This window comes from Actinacidiphila sp. bgisy160 (genome assembly GCF_057707815.1).
This window is the reverse complement of record NZ_JBYIQW010000035.1, coordinates 1-16,685: the sequence shown is the minus strand read 5'-3', so window position 1 is coordinate 16,685 and position 16,685 is coordinate 1. Positions and strand designations below refer to the sequence as shown.

16 protein-coding genes and 2 pseudogenes are annotated in these 16,685 nt (G+C 68.6%); 2 read left to right on the top strand and 16 right to left on the bottom strand.

Going from position 1 to position 16,685, the window contains the following annotated elements; translation table 11 throughout:
* Nucleotides 1-75: 75 nt before the first annotated feature.
* The 4 genes from AC3EUJ_RS24730 to AC3EUJ_RS24715 all read right to left on the bottom strand — a co-directional run bounded on the left by AC3EUJ_RS24730 (nt 76) and on the right by AC3EUJ_RS24715 (nt 3,225).
* Nucleotides 76-945, bottom strand: a complete 870-nt coding sequence (locus AC3EUJ_RS24730) for an AraC family transcriptional regulator (protein WP_431964886.1) — start codon at nt 943-945, stop codon at nt 76-78.
* Nucleotides 884-1,720 carry a Sec-independent protein translocase subunit TatA gene (gene tatA / locus AC3EUJ_RS24725; RefSeq protein WP_431964990.1) on the bottom strand — a complete coding sequence of 279 codons (837 nt, stop codon included), beginning with the start codon at nt 1,718-1,720 and terminating at the stop codon, nt 884-886. Before tatA ends, AC3EUJ_RS24730 begins: the two co-directional genes overlap by 62 nt.
* A gap of 1,038 nt (nt 1,721-2,758) precedes the next feature.
* Nucleotides 2,759-2,932, bottom strand: coding sequence for a hypothetical protein (locus AC3EUJ_RS24720; RefSeq protein WP_431964884.1), 174 nt, complete (start codon nt 2,930-2,932; stop codon nt 2,759-2,761).
* Nucleotides 2,933-3,033: 101 nt separating this feature from the next.
* Nucleotides 3,034-3,225, bottom strand: coding sequence for a hypothetical protein (locus AC3EUJ_RS24715; protein ID WP_431964882.1), 192 nt, complete (start codon nt 3,223-3,225; stop codon nt 3,034-3,036).
* A gap of 126 nt (nt 3,226-3,351) precedes the next feature.
* Here AC3EUJ_RS24715 and AC3EUJ_RS24710 point away from each other — a divergent pair, with 126 nt between their 5' ends.
* Nucleotides 3,352-4,527, top strand: a complete 1,176-nt coding sequence (locus AC3EUJ_RS24710) for an ISAs1 family transposase (protein ID WP_431964880.1) — start codon at nt 3,352-3,354, stop codon at nt 4,525-4,527.
* Nucleotides 4,528-4,583: 56 nt separating this feature from the next.
* On the opposite strand, the gene AC3EUJ_RS24705 is transcribed toward AC3EUJ_RS24710, so the two are convergent.
* The 12 genes and pseudogenes from AC3EUJ_RS24705 to AC3EUJ_RS24650 all read right to left on the bottom strand — a co-directional run bounded on the left by AC3EUJ_RS24705 (nt 4,584) and on the right by AC3EUJ_RS24650 (nt 15,682).
* Entirely contained in the window at nt 4,584-5,144 is a 561-nt protein-coding gene (locus AC3EUJ_RS24705; protein WP_431964878.1) for a hypothetical protein, read from the bottom strand.
* 247 nt (nt 5,145-5,391) lie between these two features.
* A pseudogene (locus tag AC3EUJ_RS24700) lies at nt 5,392-5,972 on the bottom strand (transposase); the annotation flags it as partial.
* Nucleotides 5,973-5,993: 21 nt separating this feature from the next.
* Nucleotides 5,994-6,543: pseudogene (locus tag AC3EUJ_RS24695) on the bottom strand (IS701 family transposase); the annotation flags it as partial.
* Between the two features lie 263 nt (nt 6,544-6,806).
* Nucleotides 6,807-8,042, bottom strand: a complete 1,236-nt coding sequence (locus tag AC3EUJ_RS24690) for an iron-containing alcohol dehydrogenase (protein WP_431964876.1) — start codon at nt 8,040-8,042, stop codon at nt 6,807-6,809.
* Between the two features lies 1 nt (nt 8,043).
* Nucleotides 8,044-8,523: an Ldh family oxidoreductase gene (locus AC3EUJ_RS24685; protein WP_431964874.1), complete on the bottom strand. Its 480-nt coding sequence runs from the start codon at nt 8,521-8,523 to the stop codon at nt 8,044-8,046.
* Entirely contained in the window at nt 8,520-9,980 is a 1,461-nt protein-coding gene (locus AC3EUJ_RS24680) for an NAD-dependent succinate-semialdehyde dehydrogenase (protein WP_431964872.1), read from the bottom strand. The genes AC3EUJ_RS24685 and AC3EUJ_RS24680 overlap by 4 nt, the downstream gene beginning before the upstream one ends.
* Before the next feature lie 76 nt (nt 9,981-10,056).
* On the bottom strand, nt 10,057-10,221 hold the full coding sequence (locus tag AC3EUJ_RS24675; RefSeq protein ID WP_431964870.1) for an FAD-linked oxidase C-terminal domain-containing protein: 165 nt from the start codon (nt 10,219-10,221) through the stop codon (nt 10,057-10,059).
* Between the two features lie 35 nt (nt 10,222-10,256).
* Nucleotides 10,257-11,333 (bottom strand): ABC transporter ATP-binding protein, encoded by a 1,077-nt coding sequence (locus tag AC3EUJ_RS24670; RefSeq protein ID WP_431964868.1) that lies wholly within the window; start codon nt 11,331-11,333, stop codon nt 10,257-10,259.
* Complete coding sequence (locus tag AC3EUJ_RS24665; protein WP_431964866.1) at nt 11,333-12,400, bottom strand: ABC transporter ATP-binding protein; 1,068 nt, start codon at nt 12,398-12,400, stop codon at nt 11,333-11,335. Before AC3EUJ_RS24665 ends, AC3EUJ_RS24670 begins: the two co-directional genes overlap by 1 nt.
* A complete protein-coding gene (locus tag AC3EUJ_RS24660; RefSeq protein ID WP_431964864.1) occupies nt 12,400-13,311 on the bottom strand; it encodes a carbohydrate ABC transporter permease in 912 nt (303 codons plus the stop codon). Before AC3EUJ_RS24660 ends, AC3EUJ_RS24665 begins: the two co-directional genes overlap by 1 nt.
* Nucleotides 13,311-14,177, bottom strand: a complete 867-nt coding sequence (locus AC3EUJ_RS24655; protein ID WP_431964862.1) for a carbohydrate ABC transporter permease — start codon at nt 14,175-14,177, stop codon at nt 13,311-13,313. Before AC3EUJ_RS24655 ends, AC3EUJ_RS24660 begins: the two co-directional genes overlap by 1 nt.
* 80 nt (nt 14,178-14,257) lie before the next feature.
* Entirely contained in the window at nt 14,258-15,682 is a 1,425-nt protein-coding gene (locus tag AC3EUJ_RS24650; RefSeq protein WP_488180966.1) for an extracellular solute-binding protein, read from the bottom strand.
* A 393-nt stretch (nt 15,683-16,075) separates the two neighbouring features.
* Between AC3EUJ_RS24650 and AC3EUJ_RS24645 the strand changes: the two genes are divergently transcribed.
* A partial coding sequence (locus tag AC3EUJ_RS24645) for a GntR family transcriptional regulator (protein WP_431964858.1) occupies nt 16,076-16,685 on the top strand: 610 nt, incomplete at its 3' end.

Sequence of the window (16,685 nt, the reverse complement as noted above, 5' to 3'; positions counted from 1 at the left end):
CGGAGCCGGATGTGACGGAGGGCTTCGGTTGGCGGCATCCGCCAACCGAAGCCCTCGGCCGCGTTCGATGGTGCGTCACGCCGGTTCGACAGGCAGCCACAGTTCGCAGGTCGCGGTGCTGAAGTCATCCGCGCGCTCGAGGACGGCGACGATCGAGGGACCCGGCCGCAGCCGCCACGGGTTGGAAGGGAACCACTCGGTCGCGGTCGCCGCCCAGGTCGTCTGCAGGGCCTGCGGATGCGGTCCGCTGGTACGGAAGACCGCCCACCTCCCAGCCGGCACCTCGATGGTGTCGAGGTCGTCCGGGGCCGCCGTGTCGTGGGCGAGGGCCACTCCGTGCAGGTAGGTCAGTTCGCGGCCCTCCCCGCCGTCGGGGTCGAGGTCGTCGGAGACCTGCAGCAGGCCTTCCGGTTCGGTGTCGCCGAGGGCCTTCAGCCGCAGGTGCTCCTCATGCGGCAGTGCGGCGATGTGCCGCTGGATGTGGGGATTGACGCCCTGGTAAATGAGCGGTACCCGGGCCGCGTGTCCGACGAGCCGGAACGCGGGTCGGTCGATGAGGCGGGTGTCCATCGGGTTGCTCCCTTCGACAGTCAGGCGGAACCTGAGCTGCGGTTGTGTGTGCAAGGGGCCTCCATCACGCCGCACGTCACCGGGACCGGCGCCGTGGACCGCCCGGAACGCGCGTCCGAATGCCTCACTTGAGCCGTATCCGTGCCGGACGGCGATACTCAGCAGATCGCCCTCGCCCCGGACGACATCGGCGGCGGCAACGGTCATGCGCCGCCGGCGTACGTACTCCGACAGCGGCATGCCTGCCAGCGACGAGAACATCCGGCGCAAGTGGTACTCGGTCGTGCCGAGCGCCGCTGCCAGCCCGCGGACGTCAGGTTCCTCCGCGAGGTGCTCCTCGACAAGATCGACGAGCTGGTTGAGTGCCGAGATCACGAGGCCTCCCTTTCGATGCAACCCTGGCAGCTGCCGCCCCAGCCGCACCCGACCGTTCCGAACCGATCCGATCATCCGAGGCGGAGGACGTCACGGCGGGCCCGGTGGCGCGGCGTCGGTCGGCCAGATCGGCGCCGACGCCCGGTCCAGGGCAGCGCCGTCGATGGCTCCCGGTACCCGCCCGATCGTGGCCGCTGATGGAGTGCGGCGCCACCTGAGCAGATGGCGACGGATACGGGAGCAGTTGGTCCGGATCGGCACCGCTTCCCGTGGTCTGATCTGCCCTGCCTGGCCCGAGGGCGGGCGGCTCACCAGGGTCCTTTGACCGTCCACTGTCGTGCGCCGGGCTCGAGCCGGGAAGCAACGCTGCTCCGGCCCGGACGCCGGCCGATTTCGCAGACAGCGGTGTGGGCGCCCGGCAGCGCGAGGTGAGCCGGCCGGCAAGGCTTCGGGCAGCGTCTCGTGCGGGGATGAGCCAAGGGCGCGCACGACCGGACTCGGTCTCAGTGGCCGGTCGTGTTGTCCGCGGGCGCGGTGCGGGCGATGGCGGTGTCTTCGGGAGCGTCCCCGGTCCCGGTGCGGGCTCGGGCTCGGGCTCGGGGTGTGGCTCGTTTGAGGCGCCGTCGTCGTGCACGGCCTTGGTCTCGCTCTTGAGGATCCGCATGGACTTGCCCAGCGCCCGGGCGGTGTCGGGTAGTTTCTTCGAGCCGAAGATCAAGACCAGCACCGCGACCAGGATCAGCAGGTGCCAGGGCTCCAGCGCATTGCGGAACATCGTCACACCATCCCTTCGGACGCGTCGGCTTTCATGCCTGCCTCTGCGATCCGTGCCGCTTGTTCCTGCGAGGCGGCGGTGGGAACGGGGGCGCCCGCGGCGCATCGTGTCTTGCTGCCCCGGGTATGGCCCCGGCGCTCCGCGGGCGTGCGCAGAGCGCCGGTCGCTGCTCGAAGAGGCGTCCTGCTCGCGACCGGGTCTTGCGGAAGGTCGACGCCGCGGGAGGCACACGCCTTCGGCCGCGGACGACGGCGTGTTCCCGCGGGCGGGTGCGTCCGGCACGGTTGCCCGTCCGCCGATGGGGCGAAGAGTTCCCGTTCCGCGTCCCGGCCGCGCTCGGCCGGGACGTCACGCTGCTGGACGCGGTCGATGTCCACGACCCGGCAGGGCTCTGCACCGAGGGACTGCCGGCACTCGTCGTCGCAGAAGGCGATCCGCGGGAGGTGACCGGGCAGGCCGGTGTCCGTGCCCGCGCTCGCGGTCTCGTGGGCGGGCGCCTGGGAGGAGGTCTCCCGGTGCACCTGGGACCGTGGTTTCACCGGTGTCCGGCTGCGCCGTCGGGAGATTCCCACGGCGTCGTCAGGCCGGGCCTCGCAGGTGAATTCGTCGCCCGTCGCCGCAGCAACCGCACGGAGCCGGGCCGGCAACGGGCTTGTGGCGGGGTGCGGTTCGCCGCCTGTGACCGGCATGGCCACGTGCGCCGGCTGTCCGGCTCGGGGGGTGTGCGGGGGTGTTTGGGCCGGATGGAGGGCCGGCTGCTGCACCTGGGAGGAGCCGCGTTCGGGCATCGGGAACGGCCGGTGGGTCTGTGTGTTCGGCCATGGTGCGTTCGTCGGCTTTTCCTGGCGTGAGTGTTCCTGTTGCCGGCTGGCGCGTTGTTCACGTGTGGCGGTCGGGCGTGGGAGTCCAGGCGAGTGGTGCCGGCCGGTTGCTGCGGGGGCGTGCGGGGTGTCGATGTCGTTGCGGGTCATGTTTCCTTCTTCTGGTCGGGGCGATGTCGATTCAGGTTCCGGGGCGTCCGGCGGCCGTCCAGGCGGCTTACTCCTGGCGGACGTAGAAGCGGCGGCTGGGGGCGGGCGTGGTCGCGTCGGGGTGGTGCGGGCCGGCCACGAGGTCGGGATGGCGGCGGTCGTGCAGGAGGAGTTGTCCGGCGGTTTCTGCGGCTGCTGGGAGGGGGCCGGGGCGGGGGTCGTTCAGGGCGATGCGGTCCATGAGGGCGGCCCGGCGTAGCAGCCGGGCCCGTTCGGCGGCCGTGGCGGTTGGGGGGCGGTGACGGGCCGTGCCCCGCGGCCGTGGAGTGAGCCGAGACGCCATCAGGCGCTGTGGCGGCGGTGGGCGAGCGTGCCCCGGGTGACGGTGCCCGGGCCGAAGCGGGCATGGACCCGGTCGACGACCGGGTCCAGGCGCCGGCTGTTCTCCCGGGCGGCGTTGAGGCTGGGCTGCTGCGGTGCGCCTGCCGCGTCCTTCAGGTGCTCGGGGCGGACCCAGGGCTGATGCGTTCTCAACTGGCGGGACGAGGTGGTTCATCGGACTTGGTGCCAGATGAGCCGCTTGTCGGAGTGGAAGCAAGAGACGTGACACCAGATGATCAAGGTTGCTGAGACCGAAGATCGACCTGGAGTCGCGTCCGCGTGCCATCTTCCGTGATCAACGTCCTCGCGCGCCACTGCGAGGACGCCACTGTTCCCTGCTCGTCCGTCGAACCACGTGATCTGGCCGCGCTGGCCGAGGTGCTGGCCGCGGTTCCCGATCCGCGCCGGGCACGCGGACGCCGCTACCTCATCGGCACGCTGCTGGCCCTGTGTCTCGTGGCGGTGCTCGGTGGAGCCCGATCGCTCGCCCAGATCGCCCGGTATGCCACCACCGCCAGCGAGGAAGTTCGCGCCGAGCTCGGCCTTCAGCACGCCACCCCCGACGCTTCGACGCTCGGCCGGCTGCTGGCCCGGATCGATGGCGACGCGCTGGACGACGCCGTCGGCGCCTGGCTCGCCCGTCACGCTGCCGATCCAGTCCGGGAGGACGGCGTCCTGGTCGGATTGGCCGTGGACGGCAAGAGCGTGCGTGGCTCGCGCACCGACGAGGTCACGGTGCACCTGCTGGCCGCCGCCCTGCACGAGTCCCAGACCGTCGTCGCCCAGCGCCAGGTGGCGGCCAAGAGCAACGAGATCCCGGCCTTCGCCTCGTTGCTGGCCCGCCTCGACCTGCGCGGCGTGGTGGTGACTGCCGATGCCATGCATACCCAGCGCAAGACCGCGAAGGAAATCGTCGCTGCGGGCGGGCACTACGTTTTGGTGGCCAAGGGCAACCAGAAGAAGCTGCAGCGGCAGCTTCGCCGCCTGCCCTGGAAGCAGATACCGCTGCTGGACCGCACCCGCACCGCCGGGCACGGACGCCGCCAGGTGCGGCGTCTGAAGGTGTGCACGGTCCAGGCCGGCCTGCTGTTCCCGCACGCGGTCCAGGCCATCGAGATCAAGCGACGCCGTGTCCACAAGAAGAGAGGCAAGATCCAGCACAAGACCGTCTACGTTGTCACCAGCCTCGCTCCCGACCAGGCCGGCCCCTCATACCTGGCCCAACTCGTCCAGGACCACTGGTCCGTGGAGGCCCTGCACCACGTGCGAGACGTGACGTTCGCCGAGGATGCCTCCAAGATCCGCACCGGTAGCGCGCCCCGCGCCATGGCCACCCTGCGCAACCTCGCCATCGGGCTGATGCGTCAGGCCGGCTGGGCCAACATCGCTGCCGCAGCCGACCACTACCGGTCACACCCCGAGCACGCCACCGCGCTCCTCGAGATCACCTGCTGAGAACACATCGGTCCTGACAATCGGGCTGACGCCGTTCTCGAACGCGGGGGGCTGGCTCAGCCGATGGACCAGCGGCCGGGACAGTCAACGATGGCCAGGCCGGGGCGTCCGGGCAGCGTGACCTTGCCGCGATAGCGTCCGTCCTGCGCGTTGAGCACCTGCTCGCCAGTGCCGTCCAGGTTTCTGAACAGCAGCCGGCCTGGCCCATCGTGCCACTCCAGGGTGACCCGCCGCCGCTCCCCGGAGTGGGCAAGCACGTCCTCCGAAGACCCTCGCACCTCGCCCACGAGGGGCCGTGCAGCCTCGATCGGGAGAACCCGGGCACGGCACTTGAGCATGATGCCGTTCGTTCTGTAGGAACCCCTCTTGATCCACAAGCCGTGGACTTGCGGTGGGATCAGTAGTCTGCTCGGCCTCGGCCCGATCAACGATGCGAGGTACGGTCCCTCCCTGAAACCGTCCCCGGTCACCTCCATGCCAGAGACGATGACATAGCCGAGAAGGCTGGTCTTCAGCTCCAGCAGCGCCGGATGGCTCACGGGCCCGGCAAATTTCAGGTTGCCCCCGCGGAAACCCCAGTAGGTCCCTTCCCACAGCACTCTTGCTGGCTTCGACAAGGCCCCACCCGAAGTTGATTGCCGATCGCCTGGCGCAGCCTACTTGGCGTCGGCATAGCAGGACACCACATGGGGAACCACGAGTGGATCAAGACAGGTCGGGGCTCTCATCTCACGACCCGAGAACGCATCAGCCCTGGGGGCGGACCGAGACTCTGAGCACCCGGGCCCGCTCCAGTCCGAGACGCTCGAACACCGCCATCGCGGGATGGCGTCCCTTCTCGTGTCACGGCAGGGGACACGACCCGTGGCTGACGGGGCGGCCTCCGCGCGAGCCCTTCTTCTTACGGTTGGCCGCTTGGTCCGCCTTCTCCGGGATCACCGCCCGGATTTTGCGTTTGTGCAGGTAGGTGCGATTGCTGCGGGAGGAGTACGCCTTGTCGCCGGCGACCGCGTCCGGGCGGGTGCGGGGCCGGCCCCTCCTGCCACGGACCTTGATCTTGTCCACGACCCGCGCGAACTGCGGACTGTCACCGGCCTGGCCGGGAGTGAGGACGAACGACAGCGGACGACAGCGCCGGTCGGCTGACAAGTGCACTTTGCTGGTCCGCCCACCCTGGGAACGACCCAGGTCAGCAGCCTTCAAACGCGCCCGGCGGCGTCGCCGCAGCCGCCGCCGCTCGGCTCGTTCCGGGTCTCCGTCCTGTTCGTCTTGCGGCTCTTGTCCCTTCTTCCCGCCCCCTTTTCGGACTCGGCGGCCTCCACCAGAGCTTTCAACTGCTCCTCGTCCAGAACCATCCCGGCGGCGTGGTGGTGAGCGCGGGAGGTAGCAGAGTCCACGCTGACCAGCGACAAGTCCACCTCGCCGCGTTCTGCGGCATACCCGATCCGTAAGCGCGTCCGCGGTGACCAGGCGATCGGCAGCGGCGAGGCCAGCGCCCTGCGGACGATCGTTGCCGCAAGGGTGTTCTTGGTGGCGAACTCCCGCTGGTCGGGGACCTTGGCGCCGCGGCAGCGGTCGCGGTCGTCGGTCCAGGACTTGGGCAGGTAGAGCTCGCGGTCCACCAGAGCGCGGCCAGCGGGCTGGCGTAGGCGGCGAAGACGCCGATCCGGCAGTTCTCGGTCCGGCCGGCGGTTCCGGAGTACTGCCTTTGAACTCCGGCGGAGGTGGTGCCCTTCTTCAGGAAGCCGGTGTCGTCGATGATCAGTACCCCGTGGGGACGGCCGAGGTGTTCGGCGATGTAGGTCTGCAGGTCGTCGCGGATATTGTCGGGGTCCAGTGGGCTCGGGAGAGCAGGTGCTGCAGTCCGTCGGGGGTGGCGTGGCCGACGTGTTCGGCGAGCTGCCAGCTGTTCTTGCGGGCCACCGGGGCGAACAGTCCGCGTACGTAGTCCCGCATGCGGCGGCGTGGTTCGAGGCTGCTGAAGTGGTGCCCGATGGTGGTGAAAAGGTGGTCCAGGTCGCGGTCCCAGGTCTCGGCTGCCTGTTCGGTGATCACGACGCGAGGCTTCCCCGGCCCGGGACTACTTTGCCGTCGTGGGCACTCCTTCGAGGGGTGAGCGGGCAGAAGCCGTCCGTGACGGCATCCTGCCCGCTACACTCCCACCACTCGACGTTTCCCCAGGTCAAGCCACGAAGTACTGCTGGAGTACTAAGTCGTAGCCGACAATTCCGATACCCAGGGTGGGGCAGGGAACCCGTCGTCATGTGAAAGGCCCGTCACTATCTCTGCTCCGGAGTCAGGACGTGTCGGGTCCGGTCCCCGATCCAGGCCGCGTCGAGGATCGCGGTCAGACTGGCGGTGTCGGTCGGGCCTGGATGGTTCTGGATCAAGCGGGTGACGCCACTGGCCATCTCCGCGAAGCGCGGGAGGTCGGCGCGTGCCACGCCGATGTCCGCCAAGGTGGCAGGGATGCCGATGTCGGCTAGGAGCCCGTCGAGCCAGGTGAGGAACGTATCTGCGGCCTCGGCATCCGAGGCGTCGGTCACGTCGAGCCCGCACACCCCGGCGAGGATGGTCAACCGGTCGCTGATGGCATCCCTGGCCGCGTCCAGCGCGTAGGGCAGCAGCAGCCCGACGCCCAGGCCGTGCGGTGTGTGGGTGGCTGCGCCGATGGGGTACTGGAGGGCGTGCGGAGCCGCGTTGCCTGCGTGGGAAAATGCGAGCCCGGCCAGCATGGATCCATAGGACATGTCCGCGCGCGCGTCCTTGTCGCCTCCGTCCCTGACGACAAGGGGCAAGCTGCGGGCGATCCGCTTCGCGGCCAGGAGCGCGTAGTGATCGGTGATCGGGTTGCGGCCGAGGAAGACCTGCTCCACAGGGTCGCGCGGTCCGTGGGCCCGGGGTCGCGCGGTGTAGCTCTCCACCGCGTGACAAAACGCGTCGATGCCGGAGTGGGCAGTGACGGTCGCAGGGCAGGTGTAGGTGAGCTCGGGGTCGACGATGGCGAAGTCGGGCACGATGTGGACGCTGGAGACCCCCACCTTCAGCTCGCGGTCCGGGTCGGTCAACACCGAGACGGGCGTGAGCTCGGAGCCGGTGCCTGACGTCGTCGGGACCGCGACGAGAGGAATCGTCGGCCCCGGCACCTTCGACTCGCCGTAGAAGTCGCGCGGCGTCCCACCGTGGCGCCGGATGACGCCGACGATTTTGGCGAGGTCGATCACCGTGCCACCCCCGATGGCGAGGATGACGTCGGCGTGCACCTCTGCGGCGACCGAGACGGCCAGGGCGACATCGGCGAGTGGCACGTCCGGAGTGGCGTCGGCAAACACCCCGACGACTTCGACCTTCTCCCGCACGGCGGCCACGATCTCGGCCACGCCCGGCTGCCCCAGAAGAACCCGGTCGGTCACGATGAGGACTCGCGAGCCACACTCGGCCACCACTCGTGGGATGTTCTGCGCGACCCCTTCGCCCACTATCAGCTGGCGTGGTCCGCGGACGGTCTCAAGCATGTCAGTGCCTCTCTGGAACGTCGGCGGTGATGTGCTGGGCGGACGTCCAGTTCACCTGCGAGACCGGGACGGCGTCGGCTTCCGGGTGGCGCAGGCGCGCGCCGGGCTCCCGGACTCGGTCGTGCCCGGGCGCCCTCGGGTCCATCGCGATGAAGACGTCGCCCCTGGTGGGCGGGTCAGTCGGGTCGAGGGTCCCGCGGACATCGTCGCCAAGGGCGGTACGAGTCAAGGTCGCGACCAGCACGTCGATCATGAGCCCGAGGGCGTAGCCTTTGGGACCGCCGAAAGGGCTGATCGCCCCATCCACCGCCGCGGCCGCGTCTGTGGCGCGCACACCGGCGGAGTCGACGGCGTCCCCGGGTGCCGGCGGATTCGTGCCGGCCATGGCCCGGGTCCCGCCCCACGGGTGGAGGCCGGTCAGGTCATGTGTGCACAGGGCGCGGTGATCCTCGGCGGGCACCCGGAGCAGCAAACCGGTCACGGTAGGTCGATCGCCGCGTAGGTGACGTCGAGGTACTCAAGGATGCCCTCGTGCGACCCCTCCTTGCCGATCCCGGACTGCTTCACGCCTCCGAACGGAGCTGACGGGTCCGAGATCAGACCACGGTTGATGCCGACCATCCCCGTCTCCAACCCCTCGGTGAACCGGAGCGCCCGCTGGAGGTCACGGGTGAAGACGTATCCGGCCAGGCCGTGCTCGGTGTCGTTGGCCTTCGCCATGACCTCGTCGTCGGACGTGAACGAGATGATCGGCGCCACCGGGCCGAAGATTTCCGTCCGCAGTATCCGCGCGTCTTCGGGCACGTCGACCAGGACAGTAGGCGGGTAGAAGTGGCCCGGCCCATCCGGACGCTCGCCGCCCACCAAGACACGGGCGCCGCGATTGACCGCGTCGGCGACGAGCTCGTCGATCTTGGTGACCGAGGCCTCGTCGATCAACGCCCCGACGTCCACGCCGTCGTCGAGACCATGGCCCACCGAGAGCGCGCCCATCCGCTGGGCGAAGCGCGCCGTGAACTCCTCGCGCACCGGCTCCTCGACGTAGATTCGGTTCGCCGCGATGCAGGACTCCCCGATGTTGCGCATCTTGGCCACCATGGCACCCTCGAGCGCGACGTCCAGGTCCGCGTCGGCACACACGATCAAGGCCGCGTTGCCGCCCAGTTCCATGGAGGTGCGCAGCACGTTGTCCGCCGCCTGTCGTAACAGCACGCGCCCGACCTCGGTCGACCCGGTGAACGAAAGCTTGCGGGTCCGACGGTCGGCCAGCAGTGCTGAGACCACCTCGCCGGCACGCTCGGTTGTCACGACGTTGACGACGCCCGGGGGAACGCCGACCTCCTCCATGATGCGGGCCAGGAACAGCATGGTGAGTGGCGTCTGGGCTGCCGGCTTGGTGATCGTCGTGCAGCCCGCCGCCAGCGCAGGAGCGATCTTGCGGGCACCCATGGCCAACGGAAAGTTCCAGGGCGTCACGAAGATGCACGGTCCGACCGGCTTCGGCACGGTGAGGATGCGATATCCACCAGCGGGAGCGGTGTTGTAGCGCCCCTCGACGCGCACCGCCTCCTCGGCGAACCAACGGAAGAACTCGGCGCCGTAAGCCACCTCTCCCCGAGCCTCGGCGAGCGGCTTGCCCATCTCGAGCGTTATCAGCCGGGCGATCTCCTCGGATCGCTCGGTCAGTGCCCGGTACGTCGCGGTCAGCAACTCCGACCGTTTTCGCGGCGGTGTCGCCGCCCACTCCGCCATTGCCTTGCTCGCCGCGTCCAGAGCGGCGAGCCCGTCAACGACGTCGGCGTCCGACACCTCGGCGATGGTCTTGCCAGTGGCCGGATCCTCGACGGCAAAGGTGGCTCCGCTGGCGGCGTCGCGCCAGGCGTCGCCAATCCGGAGCCGCCGGTGCTCGGGGGGCAGGACGTTCATCGGGTCACTCATTGCGTCGCCTCCTGTGATGTTCTTGGTGATGTCCGGCCTGACCTCAACGATCGCGCCACGCGCGTTGACGAACGGGTCAAACGACCTCGTCGGGGTCGAGGTTGCCGAGCGGGTCGAACGTGGCCTTGGCCCTGGCTGCAGGGCGACGCCCCGCGCCACCGATCGCCTTCTCGGGCCATGGCCGCTTCAGCGTCGTCAGGCCGTGCTCACCGGTGACGGTCCGCCGAGGCTCGATTGCCACGTGCGGGCGCGTGGTGACGTCGCCGCCCTGCGCGGTTACCTCCCGGCCTCGGACAGCGCCAGCCCGGTGCCCGCATCGAACAGGTGCGCGCGGTCCAGGTCGACCGTGACAAGCAGCCGTTCGCCCGGCGTACCCGTGACGGTGGGTCGCGCCTTGACCTTGAGGATCTCCGTCCCCACTCGGACGTCGACCACCGTTCGGTCACCGAGCGGCTCAAGGCCGTAGAGCTCACCCGACAACGACGCGTCCCCACGCTGCTCGATGGACAGGTCCTCTGCCCGCAGGCCCAGCAGCAGCGGACGACCGTCCTCAGCCGTGGTCCAGCGGGGCCGCGGCAGCGTCCAGCCTTCCGCCCCGACCAGACGATCCCCCTCGGCGCGGCAGGGGAGGAGGCTGATCGACGGGCTCCCGACGAAGCCTGCGACCCACTGGTTGGCTGGTCGCTCGTACACCTCGGTCGGCGTTCCGACCTGTTGCACCTTCCCCTCCTTGAGGACCGCCACCTGGTCGGCCATGGACAGGGCCTCGACCTGGTCGTTGGTCACATAGACGAAGGTTCCCCCGAGACTCCGGTGGATGCGGGTGAGCTCGGTGCGCATCTCGACGCGGAGCTTGAGGTCGAGGTTCGTCAGCGGCTCGTCCATGAGAAACGCGCGCGGGCGACGGACCAGCGCCCGCGCCAGCGCGACACGCTGCATCTCACCGCCCGACAGCTGCGCGGGACGACGCTGCAGCAGGCGTTCGATGTGCAGCAGGCTCGACATCTGCTCGACGGCAGCGGCGATCTCGCTCGAAGAACAGCGGCGTGCCCGCAGTGGCGAAGCGATGTTCTCGTACGCCGTGAGTCGCGGGTAGAGGGCGTAGCTCTGGAAGACCATGGCCAGGTCGCGTGCGGCCGGGGAGTCACCGGTCGCGTCCCTCCCGTCCAGATGCACCGACCCGGCGTCAAGCCTCTCAAGGCCGGCGATCGCTCGCAGGGTCGTCGTCTTGCCTGCCCCGGAGGGCCCGAGCACGACGAAGAACGAGCCGTCCGGCACGTCCAGCGTCACCCCGTCCAGGGCCTGGACCTTGCCGAAGGACTTGCACAGCCCGTGCACTGCCACGGTTCCCATCAGGCCACCAGCTCTTCCGTGCGCACGTCGTAGACCGGCGGGGGCCCGCCGGTGTGCCGCAGCCCGACCGGCGCGTCAGCGGCGAAACGGACAGTCGGTGGCATCCGAACCCGTACGTCGCGCCGGCCACCGTGGTCGATCACGCAGATGATTTCGTCTCCCAGCCACTCCGCCGAGACCACGCGGGCCGGGGCCGAACGCTCCGCCCCTGGTTCCGTGACCTCCAGCGCCTCCGGCCGGACGCCTGCGACCAGGCGACGGTCGCGCGGCAGGCCTGGCGGTGGCGTGAGGACCAGTCCACCCTGACTGCGCAGCTTCCCGTCGGCCACCTCCACCTCGATCAGGTTCATCGGCGGGGAGCCGATGAATGCGGCGCAGAAAAGACTCGCCGGACGGTCGTAGACCTCCAGCGGCGTGCCGATCTGCTCGACGCGGCCCTTGTTGAGGATGGCGATTCTGTGGCCGAGCGACATCGCCTCGACTTGGTCGTGGGTGACGTAGACCATCGTCGTCCCCAGTCCCCCCTGCAGGTGCTTGATCTCCGTGCGCATGTCCGCCCTCAGCTCCGCGTCCAGATTGGTGAGGGGTTCGTCCATGAGGAAGGCGCGCGGTCGTCGCACCAGGGCGCGAGCAAGCGCGACGCGCTGCTGCTCCCCGCCGGACAGCCGGTGCGGTCGCCGGTCCAGGAGCGGACCGAGCCGCATCAGCCGGGCGGCCTCGTCGACCCGCTCGCGCACCTCCGCCTTGGGCAGTCCCTCGGCCCGCAGCGGGAACGCCAGGTTGTCGCGGGTTCTCAGATGCGGGTAGAGAGCGTAGAACTGGAACACCATGGCGATGTCGCGCTCTGCTGGCGGCAGGTCGTTGACCAGCGTGTCGCCGATGCGGATGTCGCCCGTCGTCTGCCGCTCCAGGCCGGCTATGGCTCGCAGCGTGGTCGTCTTGCCGCAGCCCGAAGGGCCGAGCATCACGAACAGCTCGCCGTCGCCGATGGACAGGTCCACGTGATCAACTGCGACCGTCCCGTCCGGGTAGCGCTTGTGCAGCGCGGTCACCTCGATGCCCGCCATCAGCGTCGCACCGCCCCGAGCGTCACACCGGCGACGAGGTGCTTGCGCACCAGGTAGGCGAAGACGAGCACCGGTAGGGCGAACACCAGGGAGGCGGCGGCCACGAGACCCCAGTCCACCGTGGTTCCACCGATGAGGCCGGCGATGGCAGGCGGGGCCGTCCGCACGTCGTCGCTGGAGGTGAGGAAGATGGCGAACACGAACTCGTTCCACGAGAAGATGAGTGCGAAGACCGCCGTCGCGGCGATGCCGGGCAGGAGCAGGGGAAGGGTGAATCGCCGGAACGCCTGCAAGCGGGTGTAGCCGTCGAGCATGGCGGCATCCTCGTACTCTGCGGGCACCTCGTCGACGAACCCCTTCATCATCCAGATCGTGAACGGGACGTTGAACGCGGCGTAGATGAGGATCAGGCCGAGCTTGGTGTCGATGAGGCCGACTTGGCGGTACATGAGGAAGATCGGGATCACGACCACCACGGGCGGCATGAAGCGGGTGGACAGGATGAAGAACAGTTGGTCCTTCTTGGCCTTCACGGCGAAGCGTGAGTAGGCCCAGGCCGCCGGGACCCCCAGCACGGTGGCCAGCGCCGTGGAGGCCCCGGCGACAAGGAGGGAGTTGAGGAACGAGACGGACAAGGCCGAGCGACCGCCGCCGGGGGCGACGAACACGTCCTTGAAATGGCCCATGGTGACCTTGAAGTGGAAGAACTTGGCCGGGATGGCATAGACGTCCCGGTTCTCCTTGATGGACGTCTCGATCATCCACAGCACCGGAAAGAGCATCACGACGGCCAGCACGGTCAGCAGCGCGACCTCCAGCACGGAACGACCCCGGCCGCGGAGGCGACGCGCGGGGGGCGTGTGATCCTGGACAGGGCCTGTGGACGCGGCCTCGTCGACGGATACGGCCATCAGTCCTCCTTGAGCTTGTTCAAGTAGCGCAGGTAGAGCTGCGTGAGGACGATGACGACGAGGACCATGAGGATCCCGTACGCCGAGGCGGTTCCGGTGTTGAAGCCCAGGAACGCGACCTTGTAGACGTGGAACGACAACGTCTCGGTGGAGACCCCCGGACCTCCGCTGGTGAGGATGTAGACGAGGTCGAACAGCCGGAAGGCCTCGATGGCCCTGAACAGCACAGCGATGAGGAGCAGCGGCCACACCAGCGGAAGAGTGATGGTGCGGAACCGGAACCACTCGGACGCCCGGTCGATCGAAGCGGCCTCGTACAGGTATTTGGGAACCGCGGTGAGGCCCGCAAGTGCGATGAGCATGATGAACGGCGTCCATTGCCAGGTGTCGACCACGATCAGGGACATCAGTGCCGTTCGCTGCTGGGTGAGCCACTCCACCTGCCCCAGGCCGAGCGAGCCGAGCATGCTGTTGATCACGCCGAATTGCGCGTCGAGCATGAATCGCCAGAACAGCCCGACCACGACCGGCGACAGCATCATCGGAACCAGGAATAGAGTGGTCAGCAGTCCTCGCCCGTGCGTGCGCCGTGAGATCAGGTAGGCGATGGCGAAACCGAGCACCGTCTGCAGGGTGACCGCGCCGAACACGTAGATCAACGTCGTCAAGGCCCTCAGGTGGACCTGCGCCGACGTCAGGATGGCGGTGTAGTTCTCGAACCAGATGAAATGGGCCGGCCCCCCGCGAGTGGCCGAGTAGTCGGTGAACGACAGGTACAACGCCCACAGCAACGGGAACACCGACATGGCGAGCAGCAGCAGCAGCGCCGGGGAGACGAAGGCCACGGCGAGCCCGCGGTCGCTCAAGCGGCGGGACCGACTTGGTGCAGGCGGCGTCGCGGACGCCACCTGCCGGGCGTGGTCGGTCGTCAGAGGGGTGGGGTCACTCACAGTCCGCCGCCGCCCTTGCGGCTGCCGGAGTCGAGCACGCTCTGCTGCTCCTTGGCGATGTCGTCGAGCGCATCCTTCGGCTTTTTCGCGCCGTTGAGAGCCGCGTTCACGTTGGTGTTCTCGATGTCGACGAGGCGCGCGTACTCGGGCACGTTCCACATGTCCCGCATCCGCGGAACCGAGTCGGCGTACACCTGGTTGAACGGCCCGGCATTGAGGAACTCGGGCGACTGAAGGGCGTCCGTACGCGCGGGCACGCCACCAGCCGCGGCCCACTTCTTCTGGATGTCAGCCCGCTCGAACCACTTCATGAAGTTCAGGGCCTCCGCCTGGTTCGCTTTGGGGGAGTAGGCCGACACGTGCATCCCCATGCCGCCGAGAGGCACCAGGTTCGTCTTCTGCCTCGGCAGGGTGGCAAAACCCAGCTTGTCGAGAATCTGCTCCCGCGTGGTGCCGAGCGTCGACTGCTTCGGGTCGAGCAGGCCGCCGCTCGCGGCGATCCAGTTGAACCCGATGCATGCCTTGCCCTGGGCGACCGCCGCGTTCACCTCGTCGATGAACCAGTTGCCGGAGCCCTTGGCGGTCAGCGGCTTCATCTTGTTGACCAGGACGTCCATCGCCTCCTGGCCCGCCGCGTCGTTGAGGACGCCCTCGATCTTGCGCGTCTTGGCGTCCCAGAGGTTGCCGCCGTAGACGCCGTTGACCGTGTTGTAGGTCACGGCCGCGGCGTCGGAGCCGTTGGCCTGGTGGAAAGCCAGCCCGCTGACACCAGGGTTGTCCGCCTGGCACTTCTCGGCGACTGAGATCATCTCGTCCCAGGTCTGCGGTGGCTTGTCGCCGATCAGATCCTTGCGGTAGATCATCGTCCAGGTGTCGCCGAGCAGCGGCAGTCCGTACAGGCTGGCGTTCTCGTCGCGCTTCCCGGTCTCCGCCTGCGGGAACTGGCCGTAGGCCGCCAGGAGGTACGGGTTGTAGGCCTTGACGTCGATGTTCTTCTTGACGAAGTCGGTGATGTCGAGGATGTTGCCGTTCGTCACGGCCTCACCGATGTGCTGCGAGTCCAGGATCGGGATGTCGAAGTCGGTCTTGTGCGCTGCGAACTGGGTGAACATCGCGTCATGCCAGTTCGCGTTCGGCACGGTGTTGACCTTGATGGTCACGTTCGGCCGCTCCTTGGTGTACTCCGCGTTCGCGAAGGCTTCCAGAGCGTGAGCGGGGGGCCAGTCGAACCAGATGAAGCTGAGGGTCAGCGGGTCCTTGGTGAGCTCCGGGATGGTCGCCGGCGCCTTGGGCGCGCTCGAATCCGCGCCGTCGTCCTGCCCGCAAGCCGCCATGGTCGCGGCCACTAATACGGCCGCCGTCGCCAGCTGCGCCGTTCGACCGGAAACGGACAGTCGTCTTATTCGCTCTGGATGCCGCATCTTCTTGCCTGCCTTCTGGGCGGGGAGCTCTGGAGCCTTGCTGCGTGCTTCGCCGAGCAGTTGCTGGGGGTGTGCAGGCGGGTCGACGGCTGCCGCAAGGGCTGACCCGCGGACCGGCGTCACGAGTACGCCGCGAGGTAATGGGGCTTCAAGCAGTCGACAGGTCCTTCCGCCCTTGTGCGGCCCTGCGGCGAACCGAGTGGGACGTCGAGCATGCTCATAGGAGCTCCAACTGATCGAAGCGGAGCGATGGCGGGCGGTTCCGCGACGGGTGAAGGAGGGCTGGCGTCCGTCACCTTTCCTATACGATCTGAATGGGAGCATCAACATCCCGCAGCATTGCGACCGATGTCAACAGGTTCGCCAAGACGCTAGAAGGGACCTCACGTCACGATGGACGACGAAGCGATGATCGCGCGGGGCCGGGGGGCCATGACGGGCGGAACGCCGCCGGGAAGATCTCGTGGCCGGCTTGCCGACGAGGTGTACGACACGCTGCTCGGACAGCTGATGTCGCTACGGATCGAGCCTGGTTCCCGCGTCACGATCGACGTCCTGGCGCGAGAGCTGGGGGTCTCGCAGACGCCGATCCGAGACGCTCTGAACCGCATGGAGGCCGAGGGCCTGGTCGTGCGTGTGCCCCATGCCGGCTATCACATTCCTCCCCAAATCACCCGTCAGCGATTCGAGGACATGCTTGAGCTCCGCCTGCTCCTGGAGCCGGCAGCGGCGCGCAGATCCGCCGAACGCGCATCATCGCAGCAGGTGGCCGGCCTGCGGCGACTGCTGGAGGAGATGGCGGAGCTGGAGGGGGGCACCGGGCTCATGGCCTATGGCGCCTTCGGGCTCCGCGACGCTGCTTTTCACAATCTCATCGCCTTGAGCGCGGAGAACCAGGTCATCCGCGAAGCGCTGGCTCGCCTGCACACGCACGTGCACCTGTTCCGGCTTCTCCACGACACCCAGGTCACTCACTTGGCCATGGCCGAGCACGAGGAGGTTC

Bases quoted from the DNA above. Each gene is read 5' to 3' on its own strand.
- AC3EUJ_RS24665 (WP_431964866.1), bottom strand. From the start codon at position 12,400: ATGGCGGGCATCGAGGTGACCGCGCTGCACAAGCGCTACCCGGACGGG.
- AC3EUJ_RS24670 (WP_431964868.1), bottom strand. From the start codon at position 11,333: ATGGGAACCGTGGCAGTGCACGGGCTGTGCAAGTCCTTCGGCAAGGTC.
- AC3EUJ_RS24720 (WP_431964884.1), bottom strand. From the start codon at position 2,932: ATGGACCGCATCGCCCTGAACGACCCCCGCCCCGGCCCCCTCCCAGCA.
- AC3EUJ_RS24650 (WP_488180966.1), bottom strand. From the start codon at position 15,682: ATGCGGCATCCAGAGCGAATAAGACGACTGTCCGTTTCCGGTCGAACG.
- AC3EUJ_RS24680 (WP_431964872.1), bottom strand. From the start codon at position 9,980: ATGAGTGACCCGATGAACGTCCTGCCCCCCGAGCACCGGCGGCTCCGG.
- tatA (WP_431964990.1), bottom strand. From the start codon at position 1,720: ATGTTCCGCAATGCGCTGGAGCCCTGGCACCTGCTGATCCTGGTCGCG.
- AC3EUJ_RS24660 (WP_431964864.1), bottom strand. From the start codon at position 13,311: ATGGCCGTATCCGTCGACGAGGCCGCGTCCACAGGCCCTGTCCAGGAT.
- AC3EUJ_RS24690 (WP_431964876.1), bottom strand. From the start codon at position 8,042: ATGCTTGAGACCGTCCGCGGACCACGCCAGCTGATAGTGGGCGAAGGG.